This is a genomic window from Caulobacter sp. BP25 (assembly GCF_002737755.1).
Taxonomy (GTDB): domain Bacteria; phylum Pseudomonadota; class Alphaproteobacteria; order Caulobacterales; family Caulobacteraceae; genus Caulobacter.
This window is the reverse complement of the sequence record NZ_PEGH01000017.1, coordinates 385549-411293: the sequence shown is the minus strand read 5'-3', so window position 1 is coordinate 411293 and position 25745 is coordinate 385549. Positions and strand designations below refer to the sequence as shown.

21 protein-coding genes, 2 tRNA genes and 1 pseudogene are annotated in these 25745 nt (G+C 65.4%); 16 read left to right on the top strand and 8 right to left on the bottom strand.

The window, feature by feature from the left end; all coding sequences use genetic code 11:
- Window positions 1-2 precede the first annotated feature (2 nt).
- On the bottom strand, window positions 3-1613 hold the full coding sequence (locus CSW59_RS12130) for a cisplatin damage response ATP-dependent DNA ligase (protein ID WP_099444264.1): 1611 nt from the start codon (window positions 1611-1613) through the stop codon (window positions 3-5).
- A gap of 146 nt (window positions 1614-1759) precedes the next feature.
- Here CSW59_RS12130 and CSW59_RS12125 point away from each other — a divergent pair, with 146 nt between their 5' ends.
- Window positions 1760-2560, top strand: coding sequence for a DUF4239 domain-containing protein (locus CSW59_RS12125; RefSeq protein ID WP_099444263.1), 801 nt, complete (start codon window positions 1760-1762; stop codon window positions 2558-2560).
- A gap of 65 nt (window positions 2561-2625) precedes the next feature.
- Here CSW59_RS12125 and gltB read toward each other — a convergent pair whose 3' ends face one another.
- Window positions 2626-7149, bottom strand: coding sequence for a glutamate synthase large subunit (gene gltB / locus CSW59_RS12120; RefSeq protein WP_099444262.1), 4524 nt, complete (start codon window positions 7147-7149; stop codon window positions 2626-2628).
- A gap of 19 nt (window positions 7150-7168) precedes the next feature.
- The gene (locus CSW59_RS12115) at window positions 7169-8617 is read right to left on the bottom strand and encodes an NAD(P)-dependent oxidoreductase (protein WP_099444261.1); all 1449 of its coding nucleotides are present in this window, start codon (window positions 8615-8617) and stop codon (window positions 7169-7171) included.
- A 234-nt stretch (window positions 8618-8851) separates the two neighbouring features.
- Here CSW59_RS12115 and CSW59_RS12110 point away from each other — a divergent pair, with 234 nt between their 5' ends.
- Window positions 8852-9652: an undecaprenyl-diphosphate phosphatase gene (locus tag CSW59_RS12110; RefSeq protein ID WP_099444260.1), complete on the top strand. Its 801-nt coding sequence runs from the start codon at window positions 8852-8854 to the stop codon at window positions 9650-9652.
- Window positions 9653-9719: 67 nt separating this feature from the next.
- On the opposite strand, the gene CSW59_RS12105 is transcribed toward CSW59_RS12110, so the two are convergent.
- Window positions 9720-10685 carry a complex I NDUFA9 subunit family protein gene (locus tag CSW59_RS12105; protein WP_099444579.1) on the bottom strand — a complete coding sequence of 322 codons (966 nt, stop codon included), beginning with the start codon at window positions 10683-10685 and terminating at the stop codon, window positions 9720-9722.
- 155 nt (window positions 10686-10840) lie between these two features.
- On the opposite strand from CSW59_RS12105, the gene CSW59_RS12100 reads away from it, so the two are divergent.
- From CSW59_RS12100 to CSW59_RS12060, 9 genes and pseudogenes are all read left to right on the top strand, one after another.
- Window positions 10841-10927 (top strand) — tRNA-Leu (locus tag CSW59_RS12100).
- Window positions 10928-11082: 155 nt separating this feature from the next.
- The gene (locus tag CSW59_RS12095; RefSeq protein ID WP_099444259.1) at window positions 11083-11700 is read left to right on the top strand and encodes a ribonuclease D; all 618 of its coding nucleotides are present in this window, start codon (window positions 11083-11085) and stop codon (window positions 11698-11700) included.
- Window positions 11667-12331: pseudogene (gene lptC, locus CSW59_RS12090) on the top strand (LPS export ABC transporter periplasmic protein LptC). Before CSW59_RS12095 ends, lptC begins: the two are co-directional and overlap by 34 nt.
- Before the next feature lie 56 nt (window positions 12332-12387).
- Entirely contained in the window at window positions 12388-12951 is a 564-nt protein-coding gene (locus CSW59_RS12085; protein WP_201722786.1) for an LptA/OstA family protein, read from the top strand.
- Window positions 12952-12960: 9 nt separating this feature from the next.
- On the top strand, window positions 12961-13719 hold the full coding sequence (gene lptB / locus CSW59_RS12080) for an LPS export ABC transporter ATP-binding protein (RefSeq protein ID WP_099444257.1): 759 nt from the start codon (window positions 12961-12963) through the stop codon (window positions 13717-13719).
- A 202-nt stretch (window positions 13720-13921) separates the two neighbouring features.
- The gene (gene rpoN / locus CSW59_RS12075; RefSeq protein WP_099444256.1) at window positions 13922-15415 is read left to right on the top strand and encodes an RNA polymerase factor sigma-54; all 1494 of its coding nucleotides are present in this window, start codon (window positions 13922-13924) and stop codon (window positions 15413-15415) included.
- A 94-nt stretch (window positions 15416-15509) separates the two neighbouring features.
- Window positions 15510-16121 carry an exopolysaccharide biosynthesis protein gene (locus tag CSW59_RS12070; protein WP_099444577.1) on the top strand — a complete coding sequence of 204 codons (612 nt, stop codon included), beginning with the start codon at window positions 15510-15512 and terminating at the stop codon, window positions 16119-16121.
- Between the two features lie 62 nt (window positions 16122-16183).
- Window positions 16184-16816: a ribosome hibernation-promoting factor, HPF/YfiA family gene (gene hpf, locus CSW59_RS12065; protein ID WP_099444255.1), complete on the top strand. Its 633-nt coding sequence runs from the start codon at window positions 16184-16186 to the stop codon at window positions 16814-16816.
- Window positions 16817-16902: 86 nt separating this feature from the next.
- Window positions 16903-17367, top strand: a complete 465-nt coding sequence (locus CSW59_RS12060) for a PTS sugar transporter subunit IIA (protein WP_099444254.1) — start codon at window positions 16903-16905, stop codon at window positions 17365-17367.
- 123 nt (window positions 17368-17490) lie between these two features.
- Here the strand turns inward: CSW59_RS12060 and CSW59_RS12055 are convergent, their stop codons facing one another.
- The 4 genes from CSW59_RS12055 to CSW59_RS12040 form a co-directional block, all read right to left on the bottom strand.
- Entirely contained in the window at window positions 17491-17760 is a 270-nt protein-coding gene (locus CSW59_RS12055; RefSeq protein WP_099444576.1) for a DUF1150 family protein, read from the bottom strand.
- A gap of 112 nt (window positions 17761-17872) precedes the next feature.
- Window positions 17873-18298: an Hsp20 family protein gene (locus CSW59_RS12050; protein ID WP_099442690.1), complete on the bottom strand. Its 426-nt coding sequence runs from the start codon at window positions 18296-18298 to the stop codon at window positions 17873-17875.
- A 203-nt stretch (window positions 18299-18501) separates the two neighbouring features.
- Window positions 18502-18577, bottom strand: a tRNA-Ala gene (locus CSW59_RS12045).
- A 214-nt stretch (window positions 18578-18791) separates the two neighbouring features.
- Window positions 18792-19256: a TIGR02300 family protein gene (locus tag CSW59_RS12040; protein ID WP_099442689.1), complete on the bottom strand. Its 465-nt coding sequence runs from the start codon at window positions 19254-19256 to the stop codon at window positions 18792-18794.
- Window positions 19257-19374: 118 nt separating this feature from the next.
- Here CSW59_RS12040 and aroA point away from each other — a divergent pair, with 118 nt between their 5' ends.
- From aroA to CSW59_RS12015, 5 genes are all read left to right on the top strand, one after another.
- Complete coding sequence (gene aroA, locus CSW59_RS12035) at window positions 19375-20706, top strand: 3-phosphoshikimate 1-carboxyvinyltransferase (RefSeq protein WP_099444253.1); 1332 nt, start codon at window positions 19375-19377, stop codon at window positions 20704-20706.
- A gap of 2 nt (window positions 20707-20708) precedes the next feature.
- On the top strand, window positions 20709-21350 hold the full coding sequence (gene cmk, locus CSW59_RS12030) for a (d)CMP kinase (RefSeq protein ID WP_099444252.1): 642 nt from the start codon (window positions 20709-20711) through the stop codon (window positions 21348-21350).
- 151 nt (window positions 21351-21501) lie between these two features.
- Window positions 21502-23211 (top strand): 30S ribosomal protein S1, encoded by a 1710-nt coding sequence (gene rpsA, locus CSW59_RS12025; protein ID WP_099444251.1) that lies wholly within the window; start codon window positions 21502-21504, stop codon window positions 23209-23211.
- Window positions 23212-23359: 148 nt separating this feature from the next.
- Window positions 23360-25300, top strand: a complete 1941-nt coding sequence (locus CSW59_RS12020; RefSeq protein WP_236632215.1) for a DUF3857 domain-containing protein — start codon at window positions 23360-23362, stop codon at window positions 25298-25300.
- 117 nt (window positions 25301-25417) lie between these two features.
- Entirely contained in the window at window positions 25418-25708 is a 291-nt protein-coding gene (locus tag CSW59_RS12015) for an integration host factor subunit beta (protein WP_066687914.1), read from the top strand.
- Window positions 25709-25745: the final 37 nt, after the last annotated feature.

Here is a 25745-nt window from a genome sequence, read left to right as displayed (position 1 = left end):
GCTTAGCTTAGCATTGCCTCCAAGGTGGCAAGCTCGTCGGCCTCCCGCGCTGGTTTGTCCCAGCGGATGCGGTTGATGCGCGGAAAGCGCATCGCGACCCCCGACTTATGCCGGGTCGAGCGCTGCAGGCCCTCGAAGGCGACCTCGAAAACCAGGCCAAACTCGAGGTCGGCGCGCACCGAGCGCACGGGTCCGAAGCGCTCGATCGTGTGATCTCGGACGAACTTGTCGATCTGCTTCAGCTCATCGTCGGTGAAGCCGAAATAGGCCTTGCCCACGGGCGTCAGGCTGCGCCGTCCCTCCTCGTCCTCGCGCCAGACGCCGAAGGTGTAGTCGGAATAGAAGCTGGACCGCTTGCCGTGGCCGCGCTGGGCGTACATCAGCACCGCGTCGATCAGGCGCGGATCGCGTTTCCACTTGAACCACGGGCCCTTCGGCCGGCCGGTCTCGTAGACGCTGTCCCGGCGCTTGAGCATCAGACCCTCGGAGAGGCGGGCGTCACCCTCGGGCGGATCGAGGCGCAGGGCGGCCAGCGCCTCCCAGGTCGCGAACGGTTGCAGCGGGGACAGGTCGATCCGGCCGGTCTTCAGGCGACCGACGAAGGTCTCCAGTCGAGCGCGCCGCTCGACGAAGGGCAGGCCGCGCAGATCCTCCTCGCCGTCGAGCAGTAGGTCGTAGGCGCGGATTCCGGCGGGAAAGTTCGCCAATTGCTTGCTGTCCACCGTCTTGCGGTTCAGGCGCTGCTGCAGGTCGCCGAAGGACGCCAGCGCGCCGTCCCGCAGCACCAGCAGTTCACCATCGAGGGCGCCTTCGAAGTCCAAGGCGTCGATCACGTCTAGAAAGCTGGCCGAGATGTCATCGCCGGTGCGGGTGTAGAGCTTGCGCATCCCGCGCTCGCTGACCGCCTGGACGCGGATGCCGTCCCACTTCCATTCAGCGATGTAGTCGGCGGGATCGAGCTTGGCGAAATCGACGGCCTCGTCGATCGGCTGGGCCAGCATCACCGGCCGGAAGCGTCCCGGCGCGTCCGGCGAAGGACGCTCCGAGCGCCCTTCCAGCCAGGCGAAGAGGTCGCCATAGGGCGGGCTCATCGCGTGCCAGACCTCCTCGATCTCGCCGATCTCGACGCCGCCAAAGTTGGCGCAGGCCTGTTTGGCGAGGCGCGAGGAGACGCCGACCCGCAGGCCGCCGGTCATCAGCTTCAAGAGCGCCCAGCGGCCGTCGGGGTCCAGCGCGTCCAGCCACCCTTCGATCAGTCGCTGGACTTCGGTGCGCGAGGCCGAGTGCAGGGCGTCGATCACTTCGGACAGCTCAGGCGGCCGGTTGGCGCCAGGCTTCGCCGGCCATACGAGGGCCACGGTCTCGGCCAGGTCGCCGACATAGTCGTAGGACCAGGCGAACAGCTGGGAGTCCATCCGCGCCTCGACGGCCTTGCGGATAAAGGACGGCTTGGCGGCGTTAAACGACAGGGCTCCCGTCAGTGCCGCCAGGGCGTATCCGCGATCGGGGTCCGGCGTCTGGCGCAGGTGGTTCTCGATCAGGGTCAGCTTGGCGTTGCGCGAGCTGGTCAGGGACAGCCGGTCGAGCAGGTGGGCGAAGGCGCGCATGGACATGGAATGTCGGACGGGCTCCGTTCGTTCAGCCGGACGCATAACGGGGTCTCCCGGCGCCGCGCGCAAGAGCCAAGCGCGCATCTGACCAGCGCTTGCCAGACGCCTAAGCTTGACCTGTAGTCGAACAACACGGGTCGGAGGCCGTCATGATCAACCTGTCCGCCTTGCCGCTTCCGCTGCTGGGCGCGGCCTTGGCCGCCAGTCTCCTATTGTCGCAGGAGCTCGGTTATCGCTGCGGGCGACGCATGGGGGCGAGCGACGAGACGACGGGCGCGGGCCATCTGCTCTCGGCGGCCTTGGCGCTGCTAGGCCTGCTGATCGCCTTCACCTTCTCGATGGCGTCTGATCGCTATGAAGCGCGGCGGGCGCTGGTCCTAGCCGAGGCCAACGCGCTGTCGACGACCTACTTGCGAATCCAGGCGCTGGACGATCCCTTCCGGGGTCAACTGAGCCAGGGCGTCATCGCCTATGGCCAGGCGCGCCAGGATTTCTTCGCAGCGGGCGAGGACAATCAAAAGCTGGCCGCCGCCAGCGCCGAGACCGATGCCCTGCAGGCGCGGCTGTGGGGCGATCTGGTTCCGGCCCTGCGCGCGGCGCCGAGCGCGACGATCAATCCCGCCCTTCTTGAGACCACGAACGAGCTGTTCGATCTGGCCGCTTCGCGGCAGGCGGCGCTGGAGGCTCATGTGCCGGACGCGATCCTCCGCTCGCTGGTCGTCTACGCCTTGGTGGCGGCGGCGATGCTGGGCTACGGCATGGCCTCCGCCGGGCGACGCCACATGGTCGCCTCGCTGGCGCTGTTCGTCTTGGTCTCCTTGGCGGTCACTCTGATCCTCGACCTCGACCGGCCGCGCGCTGGTTCGGTGACGATTTCCCAGGCGCCGTTCGCCCGCACCCTCGAGGGCTTGAAGACGCTGGAGGCCGCGAGACTTCGCGCCCCGCGCTGAAACGAAAACCGCCGCGAAAGCGGTCAGGCTCTCGCGGCGGCTCTAGTTTTCAGGCTCTGAGAAGATCAGGCGCGTTCGTGAACGGCCTCTTCCGCCGCCAGAGGCTGCGGCAGGCGATTGAGCATTTCCTTCGGGCAGACCTGCCAGAACTGATCGCGCACGCGGTCCCAGTCCCTCAGCAGGGTCGCGGCGAACACCGAGTCCGTTTCGCGGGCATGCTCGGCGATCAGCGAGCGCAGCACGCCTTCCCAATAGGGCGAGGCCAGGCGCTGGACGAGGATGCTGTCGGGATTGATGTTGGCCTGGAAGCGGTCGTGCTGGTCGAGCACGAAGGCCATGCCGCCGGTCATGCCGGCCCCGAAGTTGTTGCCCGTCGGGCCCAGGATCACCACCTGGCCGCCGGTCATGTACTCGCAGCCGTTGGCGCCGCAGCCCTCGACCACGGTGACGGCGCCCGAGTTGCGGACCGCGAAGCGCTCACCGGCCTGGCCCGCCGCGAACAGTCGGCCCGAGGTAGCGCCGAACAGCACGGTGTTGCCGATCAGGGTGTTGGTCTCGGGGGCGGCCAGGCCGCGCGCTGGCTTGATCACGATCGTCGCGCCCGACAGGCCCTTGCCGACATAGTCGTTGGCCTCGCCGGTCAGTTCGATGCGCAGGCCCTGAACGGCGAAGGCGCCTAGGCTTTGACCCGCCGAGCCCTTCAGCTGGACGGTCAGGTGGCCTGAGGGCAGGCCCTTCATGCCGAACTTGCGGACGATGTGGCTCGACGTGCGCGTGCCGATGGTGCGGGCGGTGCTGCGGACCGTGTAGGTCAGCTGCATCTTCTCGCCGCGTTCCAGCAGGGGGGCGGCGTCGCGGACGATCTGGGCGTCCAGCGTGTCCGGCACCGCGTTGCGGCCCTCGACCGTGCAGTAGGGCTTGTTCGCGCCGGGATCGGCGCGGACCAGCAGCGGGTTCAGGTCGAGGTCGTCGAGGTGCTCGCCGCCGCGGCTGACCTGAGCCAGCAGGTCGGTGCGGCCGACGATTTCCTGCAGGGACCGGAAGCCCAGGCCCGCCAGAATTTCGCGCACCTCTTCGGCGACGAACGTGAAGAGGTTGATGACCTTGTCCGGCGTGCCGGTGAACTTGGCGCGCAGGGCCTCGTCCTGGGTGCACACGCCGACCGGGCAGGTGTTGGAGTGGCACTGGCGCACCATGATGCAGCCCATGGCCACCAGCGAGGCGGTGCCGATGCCGAACTCCTCGGCGCCCATCATGGCGGCGATGACGATGTCGCGGCCCGTGCGCATGCCGCCGTCGGCCCGCAGGACGACGGAGTGGCGCAGGTTGTTCAGCGTCAGCACCTGGTTGGCTTCCGACAGGCCCATCTCCCACGGACCGCCGGCATACTTGACCGAGGTCTGGGGCGAGGCGCCCGTGCCGCCGACGCCGCCGGCGACCAGGATCACATCCGCTTTGGCCTTGGCCACGCCGGCCGCGATCGCGCCGATGCCGGTGGCGGCCACCAGCTTCACCGTGACCCGGGCGATCGGGTTGATCTGCTTCAGGTCATAGATGAGCTGAGCCAGGTCCTCGATCGAGTAGATGTCGTGGTGCGGCGGCGGGCTGATCAGCATTACGCCGGGCGTCGAGTGACGCAGGCGAGCGATCATTTCCGTGACCTTGAAGCCGGGCAGCTGGCCGCCCTCGCCGGGCTTGGCGCCCTGAGCGACCTTGATCTCCAGCTCGACGCACTGGTTCAGGTATTCGGCGGTGACGCCAAAGCGACCCGAAGCCACCTGCTTGATGGCGCTGTTGGGGTTGTCGCCGTTGGGCAGTGGCTTGTAGCGCGCGCTGTCCTCGCCGCCTTCGCCCGAGACCGAGCGGGCGCCGATGCGGTTCATGGCGATGTTCAGGGCGCCGTGCGCCTCGGGGCTGAGGGCCCCCAGGCTCATGCCCGGCGTGACGAAGCGCTTGCGGATCTCGTTGACGCTCTCGACGTCGTCCGTCGAGATCGGGTTGCGGTCCGAGCGCCAGTCCAGCAGGTCGCGCAGCTGGATCGGCTTCTGCGTGCGCAAGCCGTTGGACCAGCGGCGATAGAGCTCGTAGTCGCCGGTGTCGCAGGCCGTCTGCAGGGTGTGCATCAGGCGCGCTTCGAAGGCGTGAGCCTCGCCCGAGCGGCGGGCCTTGTAGAGGCCGCCGACCGGCAGGGTGACCGCCGTCAGGCCCCAGGCCTTGCGGTGGAGTTCGACGGACTTGCTCTCGATGCCGGCCAGACCAATGCCCGAGATGCGCGAGGGCATGCCGGGGAAGAACTCGGCGGCCATGGCGCGCGACAGGCCGACGGCTTCGAAGTTGTAGCCGCCGCGGTACGAGGAGATGACGCTGATGCCCATCTTGGAGATGATCTTCAGCAGACCGCCCTCGATGGCCGTCTTGAAGTTGATGCAGACGTCGCGCAGCGACTTCTCGCCGATCAGGCCGCGCTCCAGCCTGTCTTGGAAGCTTTCCTGGGCCAGATAGGCGTTCACCGCCGTCGCGCCGACCCCAACCAGCACCGCGAAATAGTGCGTGTCCAGGCACTCGGCCGAGCGGACGATGATCGAGACGTACGACCGCAGGCCCTTGGCGACCAGGTGAGCGTGCACCCCGCCGGTGGCCAGGATCATCGGCAGGGCCACGCGCTCGGCGTCGCTGGCCTCGTCGGTCAGGACGATGGCGCCGCAGCCGCGCAGGACGGCGTCCTCGGCCTCGGCGCGGATGCGGTCGAGGTTGGCGCGCAGGGCGTCGCCGGCGCGCGCCTCCTCGGCCGGTAGCGGCATGGTGCAGTCGATGACCGCGACGTTCTTCTCGCCGAGCAGCGCGTGGACGCGCTCGTACATGCCGGTGGTCAGCACGGGGCTTTCCAGCACATAGACGTCCGCCTGGGCCGCGTCCTGGGCCAGGATGTTGCCGAGGTTCTTGAAGCGGGTCTTCAGGCTCATGACGCCGGTCTCCCGCAGGGGGTCGATCGGCGGGTTGGTCACTTGGCTGAAGTTCTGGCGGAAGTAGTGGCTGAGCGGGCGGTACTTCTCCGACAGCACCGCCAGCGGCGTGTCGTCGCCCATCGAGCCGACGGCTTCCTTGCCCTCCTCGACCATGGGGGCGAGGATCATTTCCAGGTCTTCAAGGCTGTAGCCGGCGGCGGCCTGGCGGCGGGTCAGCTCCTCGCGGCCGAACTTGCGCGGCTCGGGACCCGGACCGATCTCCTTTTCGAGATCGACCATGTTGCCCAGCCACTCGGTATAGGGGTGGCGGCCGGCCAGCTCGTCGATGATCTCGTCCTCGCCGTAGAGCCGGCCCTCGGCCAGGTCGATGGCGATCATGCGGCCCGGCGAGATGGCCAGCTTGCGGGTGATGCGGCTTTCCTCGACGCCGCACATGCCGGCTTCCGAGCCCATGATCACGAGGCCGTCGTCGGTATAGGCCACGCGCAGCGGGCGCAGGCCCGAGCGGTCCTTGCCGGCCACGACCCAGCGGCCGTCGGTGGCGCACAGGGCGGCCGGACCGTCCCACGGCTCCATCACGGCGTTGCAGTAGGAATAGAGCGCCTTGTGGGCGTCCTTCATCTTCGGGTTGCTGGCTTCCGGCACCAGTAGGGCCTTGGCCATCGGCGCGTCACGGCCGGCGCGCACCAGCACCTCGAAGGTGTTGTCGAGGTTGGCGCTGTCGGAGCCGCCCGGTTGGATCACGGGCTTCACGTCGTCCCCGAACTCGCCAAAGGCCTGGGCGGCCATCTTGATCTCGTGGGACTTCATCCAGTTGATGTTGCCCTTGATCGTATTGATTTCGCCGTTGTGGGCGAGCATCCGGAAGGGCTGGGCCAGGCGCCACTGCGGGAAGGTGTTGGTCGAATAGCGCTGGTGGAAGATCGCCACGGCGGCGGTGAAGCGCTCGTCCTTCAGGTCGGGATAGAATTCGTCGATCGCCTCTGCCAGGAACATGCCCTTGTAGATCAGGGACTTGGCCGACAGCGAGCAGATGTAGAAGTCGGTGATGTTCTGGGCGTGGACGCGCTTTTCGATGCGCTTGCGGCACAGGAACAGGGCGCGTTCCAGCGCCTCGCCTTCCAGTCCGGCCGGACCGGCCAGCATGATCTGCTCGATCTCCGGACGCGTGGCGTTGGCCTTTTCGCCGATCACGGCGGTGTTCACCGGCACCTGGCGCCAGCCATAGATGTAGAAGCCGAAGCGCAGGGCTTCCGCCTCGACGATGGTGCGGCAGGTTTCCTGGGCGCCCAGGTCGGTGCGCGGCAGGAAGACCTGGCCGACGGCGATCGGGCCCGCGCGCAGGGCGTGGCCGGTGCGGCGCACCTGATCGACGAAGAAGTCCTGCGGGACGCTGACCAGGATGCCCGCGCCGTCGCCGGTCTTGCCGTCGGCGTCGACCGCGCCCCGGTGCCAGAGGGCCTTCAGGGCCTTGATCGCCAGCTCAACAACTTCGCGGCGCGGCTGGCCGTCGATGGCGCAGACCAGGCCCACGCCGCAGGCGTCGCGCTCTGTCGACGGGTCATAGGCGTGGCCGTCGATCAGGGCCTGGCGGTTCTTCAGATAGAGGTCCATCGCGTTCATGGGTCTTTGGTCCTCTCTCTTATTCCGCCGCGATCAGCGCGGGCGCGCCGACCTTGGCCTGCAGGTAGCGGTGGATGGCGTCGGCGGCGTCGCGGCCGTCCTTGATCGCCCAGACGACGAGCGAGGCGCCGCGCACGATGTCGCCGGCGGCGAACACGCCGTCGAGACTGGTCATCTGGTTGCGGACGTCGGCCTTTACAGTGCCCCAGCGGGTCACCTTCAGGTCCGGGGCCGACCACTGCTCTGGCAGGTTCTCGGGTTCGAAGCCCAGAGCCTTCACGACTAGCTGGGCCGGGCGGTCGAAGTCGCCGCCCGGGATTTCCTCGGGGCTCTGGCGGCCCGAAGCGTCAGGCGCGCCCAGGCGCATGCGGATGGCGCGCACGCCGGTGACGGCCTCGGCCTCGCCAGACAGGGCGCGCGGGGCGGCCAGCCATTCGAAGGTCACGCCTTCTTCCTCGGCGTTGGCCACTTCGCGCATTGAGCCTGGCATATTGGCCTTGTCGCGGCGATAGAGGCAGGTGACGGAGGCCGCGCCTTGGCGGATCGCGGTGCGCACGCAGTCCATGGCGGTGTCGCCGCCGCCGACCACGACCACGTCCTTGCCCTCAGCGTTCAGCTCGCCGGAGTCGTAGGCCGGGACGCTGTCGCCCAGGGACAGGCGGTTGGAGGTGATCAGGTAGTCCAGTGCGGGCACCACGCCCTTGCTGCCGCCGCCCGGAACGGTCAGATCGCGCGCGGCGTAGACGCCGACGGCGATCAGCACGGCTTCGTGCTTGGCGCGCAGGTCTTCCAGGGTGGCGTCCTTGCCGACCTCGAAGCCCAACTTGAACTCGACCCCGCCCTCGGCCAGGCGCTGGGTGCGGCGCTCGACGACCTCTTTCTCTAGCTTGAAGCCGGGGATGCCGTAGATCAGCAGGCCGCCGGCGCGGTCGTGGCGGTCATAGACGGTGACGTCATAGCCAGCCTCGCGCAGCTTCTCGGCAGCTGCCAGGCCCGCGGGGCCCGCGCCGATGACGCCGACCGATTGGCCGCGCGCCGGACCGGCGACCAGCGGCTTGACCCAGCCGTTCTCCCAAGCCTTGTCGGTCAGGTAGCGCTCGACTGAGCCGATCGTCACTGTGCCGTGACCGGACTGCTCTATGACGCAGTTGCCTTCGCACAGGCGATCCTGAGGGCAAATCCTGCCGCAAACCTCCGGCATGGAATTGGTCGCCTGCGACAGGGCGTAGGCTTCTTCCAGGCGGCCCTCGGCCGTCATCCGCAGCCAGTCGGGGATGTTGTTGTGCAGCGGGCAGTGAGTCTGACAGAAAGGCACGCCGCATTGCGAGCAACGCGAGGCCTGCTCGGTCGCCTTGGCGTCGATGAAGTCGGCGTAGATCTCGTGGAAGTCGCCGGAACGCTCGGCGGCCGCGCGCTTTTCGGGCGTCTTGCGGGGCACGGTGATGAATTTCAGCATGCGCTCGGCCATGCGGCTTCCCTCGTCATCCCTGGCGGGAGAAAAATTGCTCTGGCGGGCGTCTTACGGACTCTTTCGGGCAATAAGAATGTGTTGGTAAAAATTATAGACAAATATATCCCTGTCAGGGGCGTGGTCATTGCGAACCGATCGCAAGAGGCTCGGATAATGGTCTACTTTGTGGATTAACGCCGTATTTACGATGTTTGGCGCACGCCGAAGGGGTTGGCGCTCTAGGGGACGTTCATGCCGGATTGGCTTATCGCACTCATTCTCGGGCTGATTGAAGGTCTGACCGAATTCATCCCCGTGTCGTCGACGGGGCACCTGCTGCTGGTCGGCCACTTCCTGGGCTTCCACAGCCCCGGAAACACCTTTCAGGTGCTGATCCAGCTGGGTGCTATCCTGGCGATCACCAGTGTCTACTTCGGCCGTCTATGGGGCTTGCTGACCACCCTGCCGACCAACCCGGGCTCCCGTCGGTTCGTGATTGGCATTCTGCTGGCTTTCCTGCCGGCGGTTTTTGTCGGCGTGGCCGCGCACGATTTCATCAAGACCGTTCTTTATGAGACGCCGGCTCTGGTCTGCTCTACCTTGATCATCGGCGGCTTCATCCTGTTGGCCCTCGACCGCATGAAGTTCGAGCCGCGCTATACCGATGTGGCCGACTATCCGCTGAAGACGGCCTTCATCATCGGCCTCTTCCAGTGCCTGGCCCTGGTGCCGGGCGTGTCACGCTCTGGCGCGACGATCGCTGGGGCGTTGTTATTGAAATGCGACAAGCGCTCCGCGGCCGAGTTCAGCTTCTTTTTGGCCATGCCGACCATGGCTGGCGCCTTCGCCTACGACCTCTACAAGAATATCGACCAGCTAAGCGCCAACGACCTGGGCCTCATCGGCGTAGGCTTTGTCGGGGCGTTGGTTTCGGGCGTCTTTGTCGTCAAGACGGTGCTGAACTTCATCACCCGTCACGGCTTCGCGCCATTCGCCTATTGGCGGATCGCCGTGGGCGTCATCGGCTTGGCGCTGCTCTACGCCCCCCACTGATCGCCTGGAAGCGAAAAAGCGGACGCCGGTAGGCGTCCGCTTCTGAACGTCGGATAGGGCTGTCCGGCTAGAACGCGCCCGCTGGGGTCTCGGCGTACTGACCGCCCTTGCGATAACGATAGAGATAGGTCGGAACCACCGCTTCGACGGCGGTCGGGGCGACGCCGGCCTCGGCCAGGCCCGGCAAGCCATGATCGGCGACATTGTCGCTCTTCAGCATCTCGACCTGATCGGTGGTCAGCGGCGGGGCCAGCGGCAGGATCGAGGCCTGCAGGTCGCCCAGCGTCCCGATGAGCTTGGCGATCGGCCACGGCACGGGGAGCAGGGGGCGGGTCCGACCCGTCTCGGTCAGGATCAGCTCAAGAATCTCGCGCATCGTGTAGACGGTCGGACCGCCCAGCTCATAGGTCGCGCCCACGGAGGCCGGGCTGGCGATGGCGTTGGCGATCACTGCGGCCACGTCTCCGACGAACACCGGTTGGAACTTCGTATCGCCGCCGACCAGCGGCATCACCGGCGCCAGAGCGGCCATCTGGGCGAAACGGTTGAAGAAGTCGTCTTCGGGGCCGAACACGATCGAGGGACGCACGATGGTGGCGCTGGGGAAGGCTTCGCGAACGGCCGCCTCGCCTTCGCCCTTCGAGCGAGCGTACTTGGCTGCACTGTTCACGTCGGCGCCGATGGCGCTGACATGGACCAGGCGCTTTACGCCAGCCTTGGCGGCGGCCTCGGCGACGTTGCGCGCGCCCATGGTGTGCACCGACAGGAACTTCTGCCGGCCGCTCTCGAAGAGCACGCCGACAAGGTTCACGCAGGCCTCGGCGCCGTCCAGCGCCCGGGCGACCGAGCTGGGAACCCGGACGTTGGCCTGGACCACCTCAATCTGGCCGACATCGCCCAGCATGCGCATGCGATAGGCCAGATTCGGCTGGCGCACGGCCACCCGCACGCGATAGCCCGCCTTGGCGAGCGCCCGCACGACTTGGCCGCCCACGAAACCGGAGCCGCCGAACACCGTGACAAGACCCTGCATCTTCATTCCTCATCGCATGCGATGAGGCGGGAATTAGACGACCGCGCGCGGCGACGCAATGAAATCACGATTTGTCGTTTTTTCGCTGTTGACGTGGCCGGGCGCTTTCCCTAAACGTCCCGGCCTCGCGGCGACCTAACCGGTTGCGACTGCGGGCCCAGGTGGCGGAATTGGTAGACGCGCTGGCTTCAGGTGCCAGTGACCGAAAGGTCGTGGAGGTTCGAGTCCTCTCCTGGGCACCACCCCGTTTTCAGCTCATTGAACGAAGCTGAGGGGTGGCGCCAAAATCCTCGACGGATAAACATATCATTCATCGTGAGTATAAGTAGCGCGCGCCTACATTGGGCGCGTGGTTGAACGCGTCATGCGCGCGATTCTCGCCGGAGACTTCTGAGACTTGGCCCATTTCGTTCACGAGGGCGATCTGCCCGAAGGCGCGTTCGCAGGCGCGAGCATCATTGCGATTGATTCTGAAACCATGGGCCTGCGCTTAGGTCGTGACCCACTGTGCGTGGTGCAGCTATCTTCCGGCGACGGCGACGCCCATGTCGTCCGGTTGGGCCGCCCAGCTTACGACTGCCCGAATCTCAAGGCCCTGTTGAGCGATCCGGCCGTTCTGAAGCTTTTTCACTTCGGCCGCTTTGATATCGCCATGTTCGAACTCCATCTGGGAGTCGTGACCGCCCCTGTCTACTGCACCAAGATCGCCTCGAAGCTGGCCCGGACGTACACCGACCGCCACGGCCTGAAGGACGTGACGCGCGAACTGCTGGGCATCGAGCTCTCGAAAGCGCAGCAGTCCTCGGACTGGGGATCGACTTCGCTGAGCGCCGACCAGGTCGCCTATGCGGCGTCGGATGTGCTGCATCTGCATGCGCTGCGCGAGAAGCTCAACGCCATGCTCGAACGCGAGGGCCGTATGCGTCTGGCCCAGGCCGCTTTCGACTATCTCCCCCACCGCGCCTCGCTGGACCTGGCCGGGTGGGAGGACGTCGACATCTTCGCGCACAGCTGACGGAAGGCGTATGCACCCGACTGCGGTCATGACCGGACGAGCCATCAGCGCCGATCTCGCGCGCTGGCGCAGCCGCTCGCGCCGCGTCCTGCTGGCGCGTATCGTCTTGCCGATCGTGATCGGGGCCTTGCTGCTAGTGGTCGTTTCGCAAGTTGGATGGCGCACCTACATGGCCGCCACGCATCCGCCGACCGAGGCCAAGACCGAGATCCGCCTGATCACGCCGCGGTTCTACGGCCAGTCGATCGACGGCCGCAGCTTCATGATCACCGCGCGGTCGGCGATCCGCGATGACGCCGACCCCCGACGAATCCTGCTGGACGAGCCAGCTCTCACCCTGGATCTTGGTTCGCCGACGCCCACCCGCATGACTGCCAAGAACGGAGTCTATCGCCAGGACGATTTTGGCCTGATCTTGAAAGATGACGTGCGGCTGGACGATGGGACCGGCTATCGCTTCGCGTCGGAGGAGTCGTTTGTCGACACCCGTACCGGTGATGTGACCGGCGAGAGCGCCCTCAACGGCGAAGGACCCAGCGGGCAGGTGCAATCGAGCGCCTACTCCGTATATGACAAGGGCGACCGCATCGTTTTCAGGGGCGGGGTTCGCGCGCGGCTAGAACGGCAGTAAAGAACGTAAATGGCGCGGGTTCGCTGATGCGCGCGACGGATGAGGACATGGTTCTGATGAAGCGATGGACGGCTGCTGCGGCGACCGCGTTGGTCCTGTCTGGGTTGGGGGGCGCTGGCGCGGCTCTCGCCCAACAAGGCGACTCGAGCGCGCCGATCGACGTGTCCGCCGATCAGCAGGAAACGATCAACAGCAAGTGCATCACGATCTTCCGCGGCAATGTGGAGATTCTGCAAGATCGCTCGCGGATGCGCGCCCAGCTGGTGACCGTTTACAGCGCCAAGCGCGCGGGTTCGGAGAGCGGATGCGGTAACGCGCAACGCCTCGAGGCCGAGGGTGACGTCTATGTGGTCAGCGAGAACCAGAAGGCTCGCGGCGATCGCGCGGTCTACACGTTCAGTGACAGCACCGCCGTGCTGACGGGCGACGTTATCCTGACCAAGGGCAAGGACGTCGCGCGCGGTGATCGCCTGACCGTCAACACCAAGACCAACGACGCTAGGCTCGAGTCCACCGCCAAGGGACGCAGCGCTCCGCGCCGGGTTCGGGCGGTGTTCTATCAGGATGATAGCAAGAAGAGCGACGCGCCCGCCGCATCCGACCAACCGGCCCAGCGCTAGGACCGTTTCATGACCCTGACCTCCAGCGACATGGACGGCCTGTTCGTTGATTCCGTCGGCAAGTCGTTCGGCGACCGACCGGTCGTCAAGAACGTCTCCCTGCGCCTGAAGCGTGGCGAGGTCGCGGGCCTGCTGGGTCCGAACGGCGCCGGTAAGACGACGTGCTTCTACATGGTCACAGGCCTGATCGCCGCAGATTACGGCGCGATCTATCTGGACGGCGAAAATATCACGGCTCAGCCGATGTTCCAGCGCGCGCGTCTCGGCGTGGGCTATCTGCCGCAAGAAGCTTCGATCTTCCGAGGCATGACGGTCGAGCAGAACGTCATGGCGGTGGTTGAGATGCGTCAGAAGGACGCCCGTAAGGCCCGCGAGCAGGTGACCAGCATCCTCGAAGAGCTAAGGATCACTCACATTCGCAAATCGCCTGCGGTCGCCCTTTCCGGCGGCGAGCGTCGTCGCGTCGAAATCGCCAGGGCCTTGGCCAGCGAGCCGTCTTTCATGCTGCTCGACGAGCCGTTCGCCGGTATCGACCCCTTGGCGATCGCCGACATTCGAGAGGTGATCGGTTATTTGAAAAGCCGCGGGATCGGCATCCTGATCACCGATCACAACGTGCGCGAAACGCTCGACATCATCGACCGGGCCTCGATTATCCATGCGGGCGAGGTGCTGTTCGAAGGCTCGCCCCGCGAAATCGTCGATAACCCGGAAGTTAAGCGAGTGTATCTGGGCGATAGCTTTTCGGAACCCAGGTTGGGCGCTTGATCGAGGCTTTGATCGCCGCGAAACGTCCCTCAATCAGACCGTTTCGGTGAAAAGTCCTTTCAGGGCAAATATTTAGCCTCTGGCGCGATTTTTTCCGAGGCGGAAGGTCGCACCGGCCCGATATTTGCAGGCGTTCGCAACCCGTTAACCAAACCAGCCCTTCAATGACGGTCGAGATTGGTTCGTTCGTCAGGAGGGCGCATTGGCGCTCAGCCATCGACTAGAGCTCCGGCAAGGCCAGGGCCTCGTCATCACCCCCCAGCTGCAGCAGGCGATCAAGCTGCTGCAGCTATCGAACATCGAGCTCGACGCCTTCGTGGAGGCCGAGCTCGAACGCAATCCGCTGTTGCTGCGTGATGAGGGCGAGGCCCAGCCTGCGCCGGATGTCGAGGCCGAGCGTGACCCAAGTCTGACGCCGGTCGACAGTGTAGCCGACACGGCCGCCGGCCGTGAAATGGATGCCCCCGTGGAAGATGCGTCCCCCGGCGAGCGCGCCGCGGGCGAGACTATCGAGGCCGAGCACGCCGGGGGCCAGATCGACTGGTCTCGCGCCGGTTCCGGCGGGTCTTTCGATAGTGAAGACGGCTACGAGAGCGCTCTTGTCGATGTCCCCACTCTTTCGGCGCATCTGCGCGCGCAGCTGGCCCAGGCTGGTCTGTCGCCGGTTCGCAACGCCATCGCCGACTTCCTGATCGACGCCGTTGATGAGGGCGGTTATCTCCGCCTGGACGTTGTCGAACTCGCCGTGCGTCTGGGCTGCAGACTTGAAATGGTCGAGGAGGTCCTGACCGTCCTGCAGGGCTTCGAACCGGCTGGCGTCTTCGCGCGTGATGTCCGTGAATGCCTGGCTCTCCAGCTCAAGGATCTGAACCGCTACGATCCGGCCATGGCCGCCATGCTCGACCACCTCGAACTGCTGGCCAAGCGCGACATGGCGAGCCTGCGGCGCGTCTGCGGAGTCGACGACGAGGATTTGCGCGACATGATCGCGGAAGTGCGATCACTGAACCCGCGTCCCGGCGCGGCCTATCTCAGCGAACAGGCCGAGACCTTGGTGCCGGACGTCATGGTGCGCGAGGGTCTAGGCGGCATGTGGCATGTCGAGTTGAACACCGACACCTTGCCGCGCGTGCTGGTCGACCAGCGCTATCACGCCCGTGTGGCCAAGGGCGCGCGAAGCGACCAGGAAAAGACCTTTGTCGCCGACTGCATGGCCTCGGCCAACTGGCTGGTGAAGAGCCTAGATCAGCGTGCCAAGACCATCCTGAAGGTCGCCAGTGAGATCGTGCGCCAACAGGACGGCTTCCTGGCCTATGGCGTCGAGCACCTTCGTCCCCTGAACCTTAAGACGGTCGCCGATGCGATCAGCATGCACGAAAGCACGGTCAGTCGCGTCACTTCGAACAAGTACATCGCCACGCCGCGCGGGGTGTTCGAGCTGAAATTCTTCTTCACCTCGGCCATCCAGTCTTCTGAAGGAGGCGAGGCCCACTCCGCCGCTAGCGTCCGTCACAAGATCAAGGGCCTGGTGGATGCGGAAAGGACCGAGGCTGACGTCCATTCTGACGATCGGATCGTAGAGATCCTGAAAGCTGCCGGTGTAGATATCGCCAGGCGCACGGTGGCGAAGTACCGCGAGGCCATGCGTATCCCGTCGTCGGTCGAGCGTAGACGACAGATGAAGGAAATGGCCTGACCGCCCTATATGAGGCGTGAACACCGCGCGCGCCTCTTGGCCGCGCGGCCTAATCGGCTTCCGCGCGTTCCTGTGCGGGCGTGACGAGGAACCGATGAGCGAGAAGAGCCTGGCGGACGTGATCGAGGGGTTCGGCGAGGACGCCCGCCCAACCCTGACCGTCGGCGAGATGCTCGACGCCTTCGACAGCCGCGCCTTTGGCGCCATGCTGCTGGTCTTCGGCCTGTTGAACACGCTGCCCCTGCCGCCGGGGTCATCGACGATCCTGTCCCTGCCTATCCTGCTCCTGGCCCCGCAGATCGCCATGGGCGCCGACCATCCCTGGCTTCCTAGAAAACTCACCGAAAAGCCGTTGAAGCGGGACGACATGCGCGGCCTCTTCCGTCGCCTCGCCCCGATTGTGCGAAGCATGGAGCTGATTACCCGTCCCAGGCTGCGACCAATGTTCGCACCGGTGGGCGAGCGCGCCATCGGCGTGGTCTGCACCTTGCTGGCTCTGGTGCTGGTTTTGCCGATCCCGCTGGGCAATCTGGCGCCGGGAGCGACCGTGGCGATCTTGGCTTTGGCCCTGCTCCAGCGGGACGGAATCCTTGCGTTGGCGGGCTACGTGATGGCGCTGTTCAGCGGGGGACTTCTGTTCGTCAGCGCGCACGTGGTGATCATGGCCGTGCGCAAGCTCGTCAGCGTATTTTCGGGTCTGTTCTGACGGCTCCTTAAGGAGCGTTCGGACCGCTTGACACCCGTTCGAGACAGGCGCGTTGTATCGGTATGCAAGTCCAAGTTTCCGGCAAGCATGTCGACGTTGGCGAGGCTCTGCGAGCGCGAGTCTCCGACGAAATCGCCCTAAGCATCGGCAAATACTTCGATCGCGGCGGCGCCGCCGAGGTCGTGGTCAGCAAGGAGGGTTACGCCTTCCGTGTCGATTGTTCGGTCAAGCTGGCCTCGGGTCAGCAATTGATCAGCCACGGGTCGGGAGGCGACGCCCACGCCGCCTTTGACTCGGCGCTGGCCAAGATCGACACACGGATTCGACGATACAAGCGCAGGCTCAAGAGCCATTCCGCGGCGGCGACGGCCAAGAAGGTCGAGAACGCGGCCATGTTCGTTCTCCAAGCGCCCGACGCTGGGGACGGCGAGGATCATGACTGGGATGTGGATATCGACCACCCGACGGGCGCGCCCGCGGCGATGGTCATCGCGGAGACCCAGGCCGCTTTGAAGACAATGACCGTTTCCATGGCTGTCATGGAACTGGACTTGACCGGCTACCCGGCAATCGTGTTTAGGAACGCCGCCCACGGCGGATTGTCCGTGGTCTATCGGCGTCCAGACGGGAATATCGGCTGGATCGATCCCGAACGCACGAAGTCGCTGAACGGGCACGGGTCAACCGCGAGCTAACCGGACCGTGTCTCGGCCGTTGGCGCCGTCGGCGGATCCGCGGCGACGGCGCCCAGGCGGTCGATAACGAGCGGACGTTACAAGCTATGACCATTGGCGACCTTCTGGACCCGGGGGCGGTGGCGTTACGCGCTGGCGCACCCGGCAAGCGCCAGGCTCTCTCTCTGGTCGCTGACGTCGCCGCGCGCGTGCTCGGCGTGGATGCCGACTCCACCCTCGAAGGCCTTCTGGAAAGAGAAGCCGCCGGGTCGACGGGGGTTGGCGAAGGGGTCGCCATCCCCCACGCTCGTGTTCAAGGCGTGGATAGGGTCCGGGCGGTGGTCCTGCGCCTGGACACGCCCGTTCCCTTCGATGCGCTCGACGACAAGCCTGTCGACCTGATGGTGGCGCTATTTGCGCCGCTGGAGGCGAGCGCCCAGCATCTGCGCGCTCTGGCCCGCGTGGCGCGTGTGCTGCGTCAGCCCGAAACCCGCGCTGCCTTGCGCCAAGCCAAGTCTGCCGACGCCATCCACGTTCTTCTCACCCAGGAGGCCGCCAGCACGGCCGCATGACACTCTTCGCTAGAGCGCGTTGGGTTCAAGTGTGAGCGGCCAAACCGCTGGAACGCGCTCTCAGTCCATAGAGATTGAGTCGGCTTGTTTGGCTCAGATGCTTCCATCTAAACCACACCGGCCCTAGTGGACCGAGACCGGCGCCAGTTCGTGCGCCAGCGCGGTGGCGATCGCGGTGTCGCGGTCGATCATGACGGCGAGGCGTGCGCCGTCGGCGCGACAGACGGCGTAAAGCGTCTGGTCGGGCGCGAGATTGAAATCCTCCACGCCCTCGGGCGCGTCGGCGAGCAATTCTGCGGCTTTGATAGGTCGCACGTAGACGAGATCAGGAGCTCCAAGGGCCGCGAAGGCTTCGCTCGTGAGGAGCGGGCTTTGATGGGTGTTGGGCGTCATGATGACCACCTCCTTCAATGAGGGAACGCCTCTTGCTCCGGCCGGTTCAGCCCGCGCCGGAAGAGACTCGTTCCACGCGACCGTCTGGCCCGCGTTACCTTCTGATGCGCGGTCAGCCCGCGCTACGGATCGGGATGCGCTTGATCAGCCGTTCGGGCTCTGGGCGCGCGAGGTCGATGTGCAGGAGGCCGTGCTCCAGGGTTGCGGCCTGTACCTCCATGCCTTCGGCCAGAACGAAAGTGCGGACAAAGCCACGGGCCGCTATCCCGCGATGCAGGAAGGCCCTCTCGGCCTCGCTGCGGCCTTCGGCGTCGCGTTTGCCCGCTACGATCAGTTGGCCGCCTTCGACCGTCACCTGCAGCTGCTCGGGCGAGAATCCCGCCACGGCCAGAGTGATGCGGACGCCGCCGTTCTCGGCCTGCTCGACATTGTAGGGCGGATAGCTCTCGGACGCGGCCTTGGCGGCGCGCTCGATTAGGTCCCTGGTGTGCTCAAAGCCCAACAAGAAAGGGCTGTCGAACAGGATCGTCCGGGTCATCGCGAAGTCCTCGCTCAAGCGACTTCGTTCGCGGTGAACAACCCGAGGATCGGCGTTTCTCCCCGCGACACAACGCTAGACATGGCGAGCAGCGATGAAGCGTTCAAGAGGTAAGAGGGGGAAGTTCGCTTACGCGTGGCCTCGGATGGCGACGGCAAAGCCCAGAAATGGACAAGGCCCGGACGTTTCCGTCCGGGCCTTGATGGTGGAGCTAAGCGGAGTCGAACCGCTGACCTCTTGAATGCCATTCAAGCGCTCTACCAGCTGAGCTATAGCCCCGAAAATTTCTGAGAACACCTGAGGTAACTCTCGGAAATCCTTGGTCTCTTCAGCGTTTCGACTGGTGTCGCTCCCCGAAGAGGCGCGGAACCTAGTCCGGGATTTTCCGGGGATCAACCCTCCCTGCGAACTTTTTTCGAGAAAAATGTCGCAGGTCCGAAAACGCTTGTGGAAAGCCGGTCGCGGGACGATCCGTGACCGGCTTTCCACTGGATCAGTCGTCGACGCCCTCGCCGGGGAGGCCTTCGATCTCCTCGTCGAGGATGTCGTCGTCCTCGTCCTCCAGGAACGGAACGTCGTCGGCTTCGTCTTCGGCGAGATCGTCGTCCTCGGCGAAGTCGACGCCCAGGTCGGCGTCACCGGCGGGCGCGGCGCCGGGTTCGGCGTCTTCGTCGTCCGTCTCGACAACATCGGCCTCAGCCGCCTCGTCGATTTCCGGAGTCTCGTCGACCTCGTCCTCGAAGCCGTCCTCCTCCTTCGGGGCGACCGGCTCCTTCTCATCGTCGGACTCATAGTCCGGCGTGATCGCGCGGGCGCGGACGCGGCGCGACTTCAGAGCCTCTTCCGGGTCAAACTGCTCGCCACACTTAGGGCAAACAGCTGGACGGCGGTTGAGGTCATAGAACTTCGACTGGCAGCTGGGGCAGATTTGTTTTGCGCCCAAGTCGGGATTTGCCAAGGTGGCGACCCTTTGATCCTGATGGGAAAAGCGGCCGGTCACTTGCCATGACGGGAGGCCGCTGTCAAAAGCAAACCCCTTCGCGAAAACAACCAAATACTAAGGAGCCGGTTTCGGCATGTCGTCGGCTGGATTGAAGAGCGCCCCCGGAAGCGCTCTGCGAGGGATCGTACGCGCTCCGGGAGACAAGTCTATTTCCCACCGTTCTATGATCCTGGGCGCGCTCGCGACAGGGACGACGACGGTCGAGGGGCTGCTCGAGGGGGACGATGTTCTCGCCACGGCGCGGGCCATGCAGGCCTTCGGCGCGCGGGTTGAGCAGGAAGGCGTCGGTCGCTGGCGCATCGAGGGCCAGGGCGGCTTCGCTGAGCCTTCCGACGTTATCGACTGCGGTAACGCCGGCACGGGCGTTCGCCTGATCATGGGCGCGGCGGCGGGTTTCCCGATGTGCGCCACCTTCACCGGCGACAGCTCGCTGCGCGGACGGCCGATGGGGCGGGTCTTGGACCCCCTGGCCCGCATGGGCGCGACCTGGCTGGGTCGCGACAAGGGGCGTCTGCCCCTGACGCTGAAAGGCGGCAACCTGCGCGGCTTGAACTACACGCTGCCCATGGCCTCGGCCCAGGTGAAGTCGGCCGTACTGCTGGCGGGTCTTCACGCCGAGGGCGGCGTCGAGGTTATTGAGCCTGAGGCGACCCGCGACCACACCGAGCGCATGCTGCGGGCCTTTGGCACCGAGGTGATCGTCGAGGACCGCGTCGTCGGAGAGAAGACCATCCGGCACATCCGTCTTCCCGAAGGTCAGAAGCTCACCGGAACCCACGTGGCTGTGCCGGGCGACCCGTCGTCGGCCGCTTTCCCTTTGGTGGCGGGGCTGATCGTCCCGGGTTCGGAGGTCACGGTCGAGGGCGTGATGCTCAACGAACTGCGCACCGGTCTCTTCACGACCTTGCAGGAGATGGGCGCAGATCTCGTGATCTCGAACCAACGCCTGTCGAGCGGGGAGGAGGTCGGCGACATCACCGCCCGCTACTCCAAGCTCAAGGGCGTCGTTGTGCCGCCCGAACGCGCGCCGTCGATGATCGACGAATATCCGATCCTGGCCATCGCGGCCGCCTTCGCCGAGGGCGACACCGTGATGCGCGGCGTCGGCGAGATGCGGGTCAAGGAAAGCGACCGCATCGCCCTGACGGCGAACGGCCTCAAGGCGTGTGGCGTCCAGGTGGTCGAGGAGCCGGAGGGGTTCATCGTCACGGGGGCGGGACATCCGCCGAAGGGCGGGGCCACCGTCACGACCCATGGCGACCACCGGATCGCGATGAGCCACCTGATCCTGGGCATGGCCGCCCAGGCGCCGGTGGCCGTCGACGAGCCCGGCATGATCGCCACCAGTTTCCCAGGCTTCGTCGATCTGATGCGGGGCCTTGGCGCAACGCTCGCGGAAGCCTGAGCATGGGGTTCGTGATCGCCGTCGATGGGCCCGCTGCGTCCGGCAAAGGCACGATCGCTGGCCGCTTGGCGGCGCTTTACGGCTATCCGCTGCTGGACACCGGCCTGCTCTACCGGGCGGTCGGGGTTGGCGTTCTGGCCGGCGCGGGCGATCTCGATGACCCCATCGCGGCTGAGGCCGTGGCCAGGTCGCTTGACCTTTCGGATCTCGACAGCGTCGAGGTGCGGACACGCGCCGCCGGGGAAGCGGCTAGCCGGGTCGCCGTGCACCCCGGCGTCCGCGCCGCTCTGTTCGACCTGCAGCGCAACTTCGCCAAGCGCGAGCCCGGCTCGGTGCTGGATGGCCGCGACATCGGCACGGTTATCGCGCCTCACGCACCGGCCAAGCTCTACGTCACGGCTCGTCCCGAGGTCCGCGCCGAGCGCCGCTGGAAGCAGCTGGTGGGCCAGGGCGAGGCGGTGGATTTCGAGGATATCCTGGCCGACATCCACAAGCGTGACGCGCGCGATGGCGGTCGCAAGGATGCGCCAATGACGCAGGCCGCCGACGCCGTCTTGCTCGATACGTCGGAAATGACTATAGAGCAGGCCTTCGATGCGGCCCGCCGTATCGTCGAGGACGCGCGCGCCCGTCACCGGCTCTAGCCGGAGGGGCAAATCCACCGCCCGGCCTCGCCGCGATCAGAGAGTATCGCGGGCCCGCTTTATCAAACCCACTTCATCCGGAATCCCGAGAACCGTCTCGCGACGGGGCTCGTTTTAAGGGGTTCCCCCAACCTAGAGACCAAAGATCAGCATGGCTGACGATATGAGCTTCAACCCGACGCGCGACGATTTCGAAGCGCTCCTCAACGACTCGATGGGCGGCCGTGACTTCGCCGAAGGCACCGTCGTCAAAGGCAAGGTCGTCGGGATCGAAAAGGACTTCGCCATCATCGACGTCGGTCTGAAGACCGAAGGCCGTATCCAGCTGAAGGAATTCGGCGTCGACGAAGCCGGCAAGGCCACCATCAAGATCGGCGACTCGGTCGAGGTGTTCCTGGAACGTCTGGAAAACGCCCTCGGCGAAGCGGTCATCAGCCGCGAAAAGGCCAAGCGCGAAGAAGCCTGGACCCGCCTGGAAGGCGTCTACGCCAAGAACGAACCGGTCATGGGCGCCATCGTCGGTCGCGTGAAGGGTGGCTTCACCGTCGACCTGGGCGGCGCCTCGGCGTTCCTGCCGGGCTCGCAAGTCGACATCCGTCCGGTCCGCGACGTCGGTCCGCTGATGGGCAAGGAACAGCCCTTCGCCATCCTGAAGATGGACCGTCCGCGCGGCAACATCGTCGTCTCGCGTCGCGCCATCCTGGAAGAAGCCCGCGCCGAGCAGCGCACCGAACTGGTGTCGCAGCTGCAAGAGGGTGAAATCCGCGAAGGCGTCGTCAAGAACATCACCGACTACGGTGCGTTCGTTGACCTGGGCGGCATCGACGGCCTGCTGCACGTCACCGACATGAGCTGGAAGCGCGTCAACCACCCGAGCCAAGTGCTCGCCGTGGGCGACACCGTGAAGGTCCAGATCGTCAAGATCAACCCGGACACCCAGCGCATCAGCCTCGGCATGAAGCAGCTGCAGTCGGATCCGTGGGACGGCGTTGAAGCCAAGTACCCGGTCGGCGCCAAGTTCACGGGCCGCATCACCAACATCACCGACTACGGCGCCTTTGTGGAGCTGGAAGCCGGCGTTGAAGGCCTGGTGCACGTCTCGGAAATGTCCTGGACCAAGAAGAACGTCCACCCCGGCAAGATCGTCTCGACCTCGCAAGAAGTCGATGTGGTGGTGCTGGACGTCGATCCGTCCAAGCGTCGCGTCTCGCTGGGTCTGAAGCAGGCTCTGGCCAACCCGTGGGAAGCCTTCCTGGAAGCTCACCCGGTCGGCTCGACCGTCGAAGGCGAAGTCAAGAACGCGACCGAATTTGGTCTGTTCGTCGGCCTCGACAACGACATCGACGGCATGGTGCACCTGTCGGACATCGACTGGAGCGTCCCGGGCGAAGAAGCCATGGCCCGCTACAAGAAGGGCGACATGGTCAAGGCGAAGGTTCTCGACGTCGACGTCGAGAAGGAACGCATCTCGCTGGGCATCAAGCAACTGGCTGGCGACCCGATGTCGGGCGACACCTACCGCAAGGGCCAGACCGTGACCGTCACCGTCACGGAAGTGACCTCGGGCGGCATCGAAGTCCGCTTCGGTGAAGACGACGCTCCGATGTCGGCCTTCATCCGCAAGTCGGATCTGTCGCGCGACCGTCAAGAGCAACGTCCGGAGCGCTTCGCCGTCGGCGACCGCATCGACGCTCAGATCACCAACCTGGACAAGGCCGCGCGCCGCGTCTCGTTGTCGATCAAGTCGCTGGAAATGGCCGAAGAGAAGGAAGCCATCGAGCAGTTCGGCTCGTCGGACTCCGGCGCTTCGCTGGGCGACATCCTGGGCGCCGCTCTCCGCGAGCGCGCCAGCAAGGAATAAGCTTCCGCTCCATTCGAGTTGAAGTTGGCGGCGGCCGGAGCAATCCGGCCGCCGTTTTCTTTTGCGTGAAACCCTGCCACAACTCTCAGGGTTGAGTTGCGAGGGGGTCTTCTTGTCAGTCGATAGTGGATGGAGCGCTCGGTGGGCGGTGATTGCCGTCGTGTCGGTCACGGCCTTGGCGGGCGCGGCGCAGGCCGATGAGAAGCCTAGCTATGGGCCGCCCGCCAAGTGGGTTCAGGTCGCCGAGATCCCGGCGCCGCCGGCTGACGATCAAGCGCCTTCGGTTCAGCTTCTGCTGAGCGACAAACAATCCCAGCACGATAGCTCGGGCTCGGCCTACTACAACCGCCGCATCGTCAAGGTGCTGAAGCCAGAGGGCCTGCAGGGCGGCTCGCGGTCGGTGACCTGGGACCCGGTTCGCAGCAAGGTCACGTTGCATGCGTTGGCCATAATCCGAAATGGCCAACGGATCGACTTGCTCAAGCAAGGGCAGGATGTTCTGGTTCTTCGTCGCGAAAAGAACCTCGAGCGCGCCATGCTCGACGGGCGAATGACCGCCTCGATCCAGATCAAGGATCTACAGGTCGGCGACGTGATCGACTGGGCCTACACACAGGAGCACAAGGAGGTGCTGCTGGGCGGTCGCACGAACGACTTCGAGGCGATGAGCTGGAGCGGCGTCGCCGCCCGGTACCGCGTTCGTCTGCTATGGCCGGACGGTACGCCCCTGACCTGGAGGGTCACGACGGGCTTTCCTCAGCCGAAGATCGGCAAGTCCGGCAAGATCAATGAACTGCTTGTCGATGTCCGCGATGTGAAGTCGCCAAAGGCGCCCATCGGCGCGCCGATGCGCTTCCAGCGCCTGGGCATGCTGGAAGCCACGACCTACAGCGGCTGGGACGATATCTCGCGTCGCATGGCGCCCCTCTACGCCAAGGCCTCGGAGCTATCGGCCGACTCGTCATTGAGGCCTGAAATCGCCCAGATCGCCGGCGTCAGCTCGGATCCCAAGGTGAGAGCCTTTAAGGCGTTGCAGATGGTCGAGGACAAGACGCGCTATCTGTTCCTGGGAATGGGCGATGGCGGCTATAAGCCCGCGTCTGTCGACGAGACCTGGTCGCGGCGCTTTGGCGACTGCAAGGGCAAGACGGTGCTGTTGCTGACCGTACTGCGCGAACTGGGGGTCGAGGCCGAGCCGGTTCTGGTGTCGACAACTGGTGGCGATGGCCTCAGCGAGCGCACGCCTTCAGCGGCGCTCTTCAATCACGTCCTTGTCCGTGCCCGCATCGACGGCAAGAGCTATTGGCTGGATGGCACCCGTTCCGGCGACCTGGGCGACCTGGACAGCTTGCGGCCGCCTCCGTTCCGGTGGGCGCTGCCTTTGCGGGCCGCAGGCGCCTCTATTGAGGAGATTGTCCAGCCGCCACTCAGTCGGCCCGATGACGAGGGTCTGATTCATATCGACGCCTCGGCAGGTCTGGACAAGCCAGCGCGCATGACGACCACCCTCATCCTGCGCGGCGAAAGGGGGCTGTCGATGGCGCGCGCCTTGCGCACAACGCCGCGCGCCGACCTTGAGCGCGTGCTCAAGCAGCAGGCCTCCGCAAGCACGAGCTGGATGACGATCGAGAAGATCGACTTCGATGTGTCGCCAGACGGCGTCGGCAAGATCGTGATCAGCGGTTCCGCCGATCTGGATTGGAGGATGAATGACGATCTTGGTGTGAGGGAGTTCCGTTTTCCTGGTTCGGGGGCGGGCAAGGCTTCGGCCTTCCCGAGACGAGAGCCCGGCCCAAATGACGACGCTCCGTACATTACGCCGTTCCCGAACTATTCGACCTCTACAGTCGAGGTGGTTCTGCCTAACAAGGGTGCGGGCTTCACGGTCAAGGGGCCGAGCTATTCGGGACGGCTGGCCAATAACGAGCTGGTTCAGACAACAGGCCTGAAAGATGGCGTGGCGCGCTTCACGTCTTCGTCGCGGAGTGTTGGTCGTGAGCTTCCGTTCGCCGACGCCGAAGAGGCCAATAAAGCCGCTCGCCGCCTCGCCGGCGAGGCCCAGATCGTCCGCGCGCCAAAGGGTTCCTAAGCGTGCGCATTAACCGAACCTTGGTCGTGAATCGCACGCAACCCCTTGAAGACTCAGCCCTCGTTGGGCAAAGGTCCGGTCGCGCCTTGTTAGTCCTAGGGCGTTCCGGGGATATCGATGATCAAGTCTGAACTCATCGCCAGGCTCGCGAATGAAAATCCGCACCTGACGCAGAAGGACGTCGAGCGCGTCGTCAGCGTTATCCTGGAACGCATGATCGGCGCTCTGGAGGACGGCGGTCGCGTTGAGCTGCGGGGCTTCGGCGCCCTTTCGGTGCGGTCGCGCCCGGCTCGAACGGGTCGCAATCCGCGTACCGGCGAAGCGGTCGAGGTTCGCGCCAAGCACGTGCCCTTCTTCAAGAGCGGCAAGGAGCTCCGCGCTCGGCTGAACGCCGACGGCGACGAGTAGACGCGTGCTTAGTCGGGCTTGACCCCGACTCGCGAAC

What these genes read in the sequence shown, in the direction of transcription:
- CSW59_RS12130 (WP_099444264.1), bottom strand. Translation starts at nt 1,613, where the DNA reads ATGTCCATGCGCGCCTTCGCCCACCTGCTCGACCGGCTGTCCCTGACC.
- CSW59_RS12125 (WP_099444263.1), top strand. Translation starts at nt 1,760, where the DNA reads ATGATCAACCTGTCCGCCTTGCCGCTTCCGCTGCTGGGCGCGGCCTTG.
- gltB (WP_099444262.1), bottom strand. Translation starts at nt 7,149, where the DNA reads ATGAACGCGATGGACCTCTATCTGAAGAACCGCCAGGCCCTGATCGAC.
- CSW59_RS12115 (WP_099444261.1), bottom strand. Translation starts at nt 8,617, where the DNA reads ATGGCCGAGCGCATGCTGAAATTCATCACCGTGCCCCGCAAGACGCCC.
- CSW59_RS12110 (WP_099444260.1), top strand. Translation starts at nt 8,852, where the DNA reads ATGCCGGATTGGCTTATCGCACTCATTCTCGGGCTGATTGAAGGTCTG.
- CSW59_RS12105 (WP_099444579.1), bottom strand. Translation starts at nt 10,685, where the DNA reads ATGCAGGGTCTTGTCACGGTGTTCGGCGGCTCCGGTTTCGTGGGCGGC.
- CSW59_RS12085 (WP_201722786.1), top strand. Translation starts at nt 12,388, where the DNA reads ATGAAGCGATGGACGGCTGCTGCGGCGACCGCGTTGGTCCTGTCTGGG.
- lptB (WP_099444257.1), top strand. Translation starts at nt 12,961, where the DNA reads ATGACCCTGACCTCCAGCGACATGGACGGCCTGTTCGTTGATTCCGTC.
- CSW59_RS12070 (WP_099444577.1), top strand. Translation starts at nt 15,510, where the DNA reads ATGAGCGAGAAGAGCCTGGCGGACGTGATCGAGGGGTTCGGCGAGGAC.
- hpf (WP_099444255.1), top strand. Translation starts at nt 16,184, where the DNA reads ATGCAAGTCCAAGTTTCCGGCAAGCATGTCGACGTTGGCGAGGCTCTG.
- CSW59_RS12060 (WP_099444254.1), top strand. Translation starts at nt 16,903, where the DNA reads ATGACCATTGGCGACCTTCTGGACCCGGGGGCGGTGGCGTTACGCGCT.
- CSW59_RS12055 (WP_099444576.1), bottom strand. Translation starts at nt 17,760, where the DNA reads ATGACGCCCAACACCCATCAAAGCCCGCTCCTCACGAGCGAAGCCTTC.
- CSW59_RS12050 (WP_099442690.1), bottom strand. Translation starts at nt 18,298, where the DNA reads ATGACCCGGACGATCCTGTTCGACAGCCCTTTCTTGTTGGGCTTTGAG.
- aroA (WP_099444253.1), top strand. Translation starts at nt 19,375, where the DNA reads ATGTCGTCGGCTGGATTGAAGAGCGCCCCCGGAAGCGCTCTGCGAGGG.
- cmk (WP_099444252.1), top strand. Translation starts at nt 20,709, where the DNA reads ATGGGGTTCGTGATCGCCGTCGATGGGCCCGCTGCGTCCGGCAAAGGC.
- rpsA (WP_099444251.1), top strand. Translation starts at nt 21,502, where the DNA reads ATGGCTGACGATATGAGCTTCAACCCGACGCGCGACGATTTCGAAGCG.
- CSW59_RS12015 (WP_066687914.1), top strand. Translation starts at nt 25,418, where the DNA reads ATGATCAAGTCTGAACTCATCGCCAGGCTCGCGAATGAAAATCCGCAC.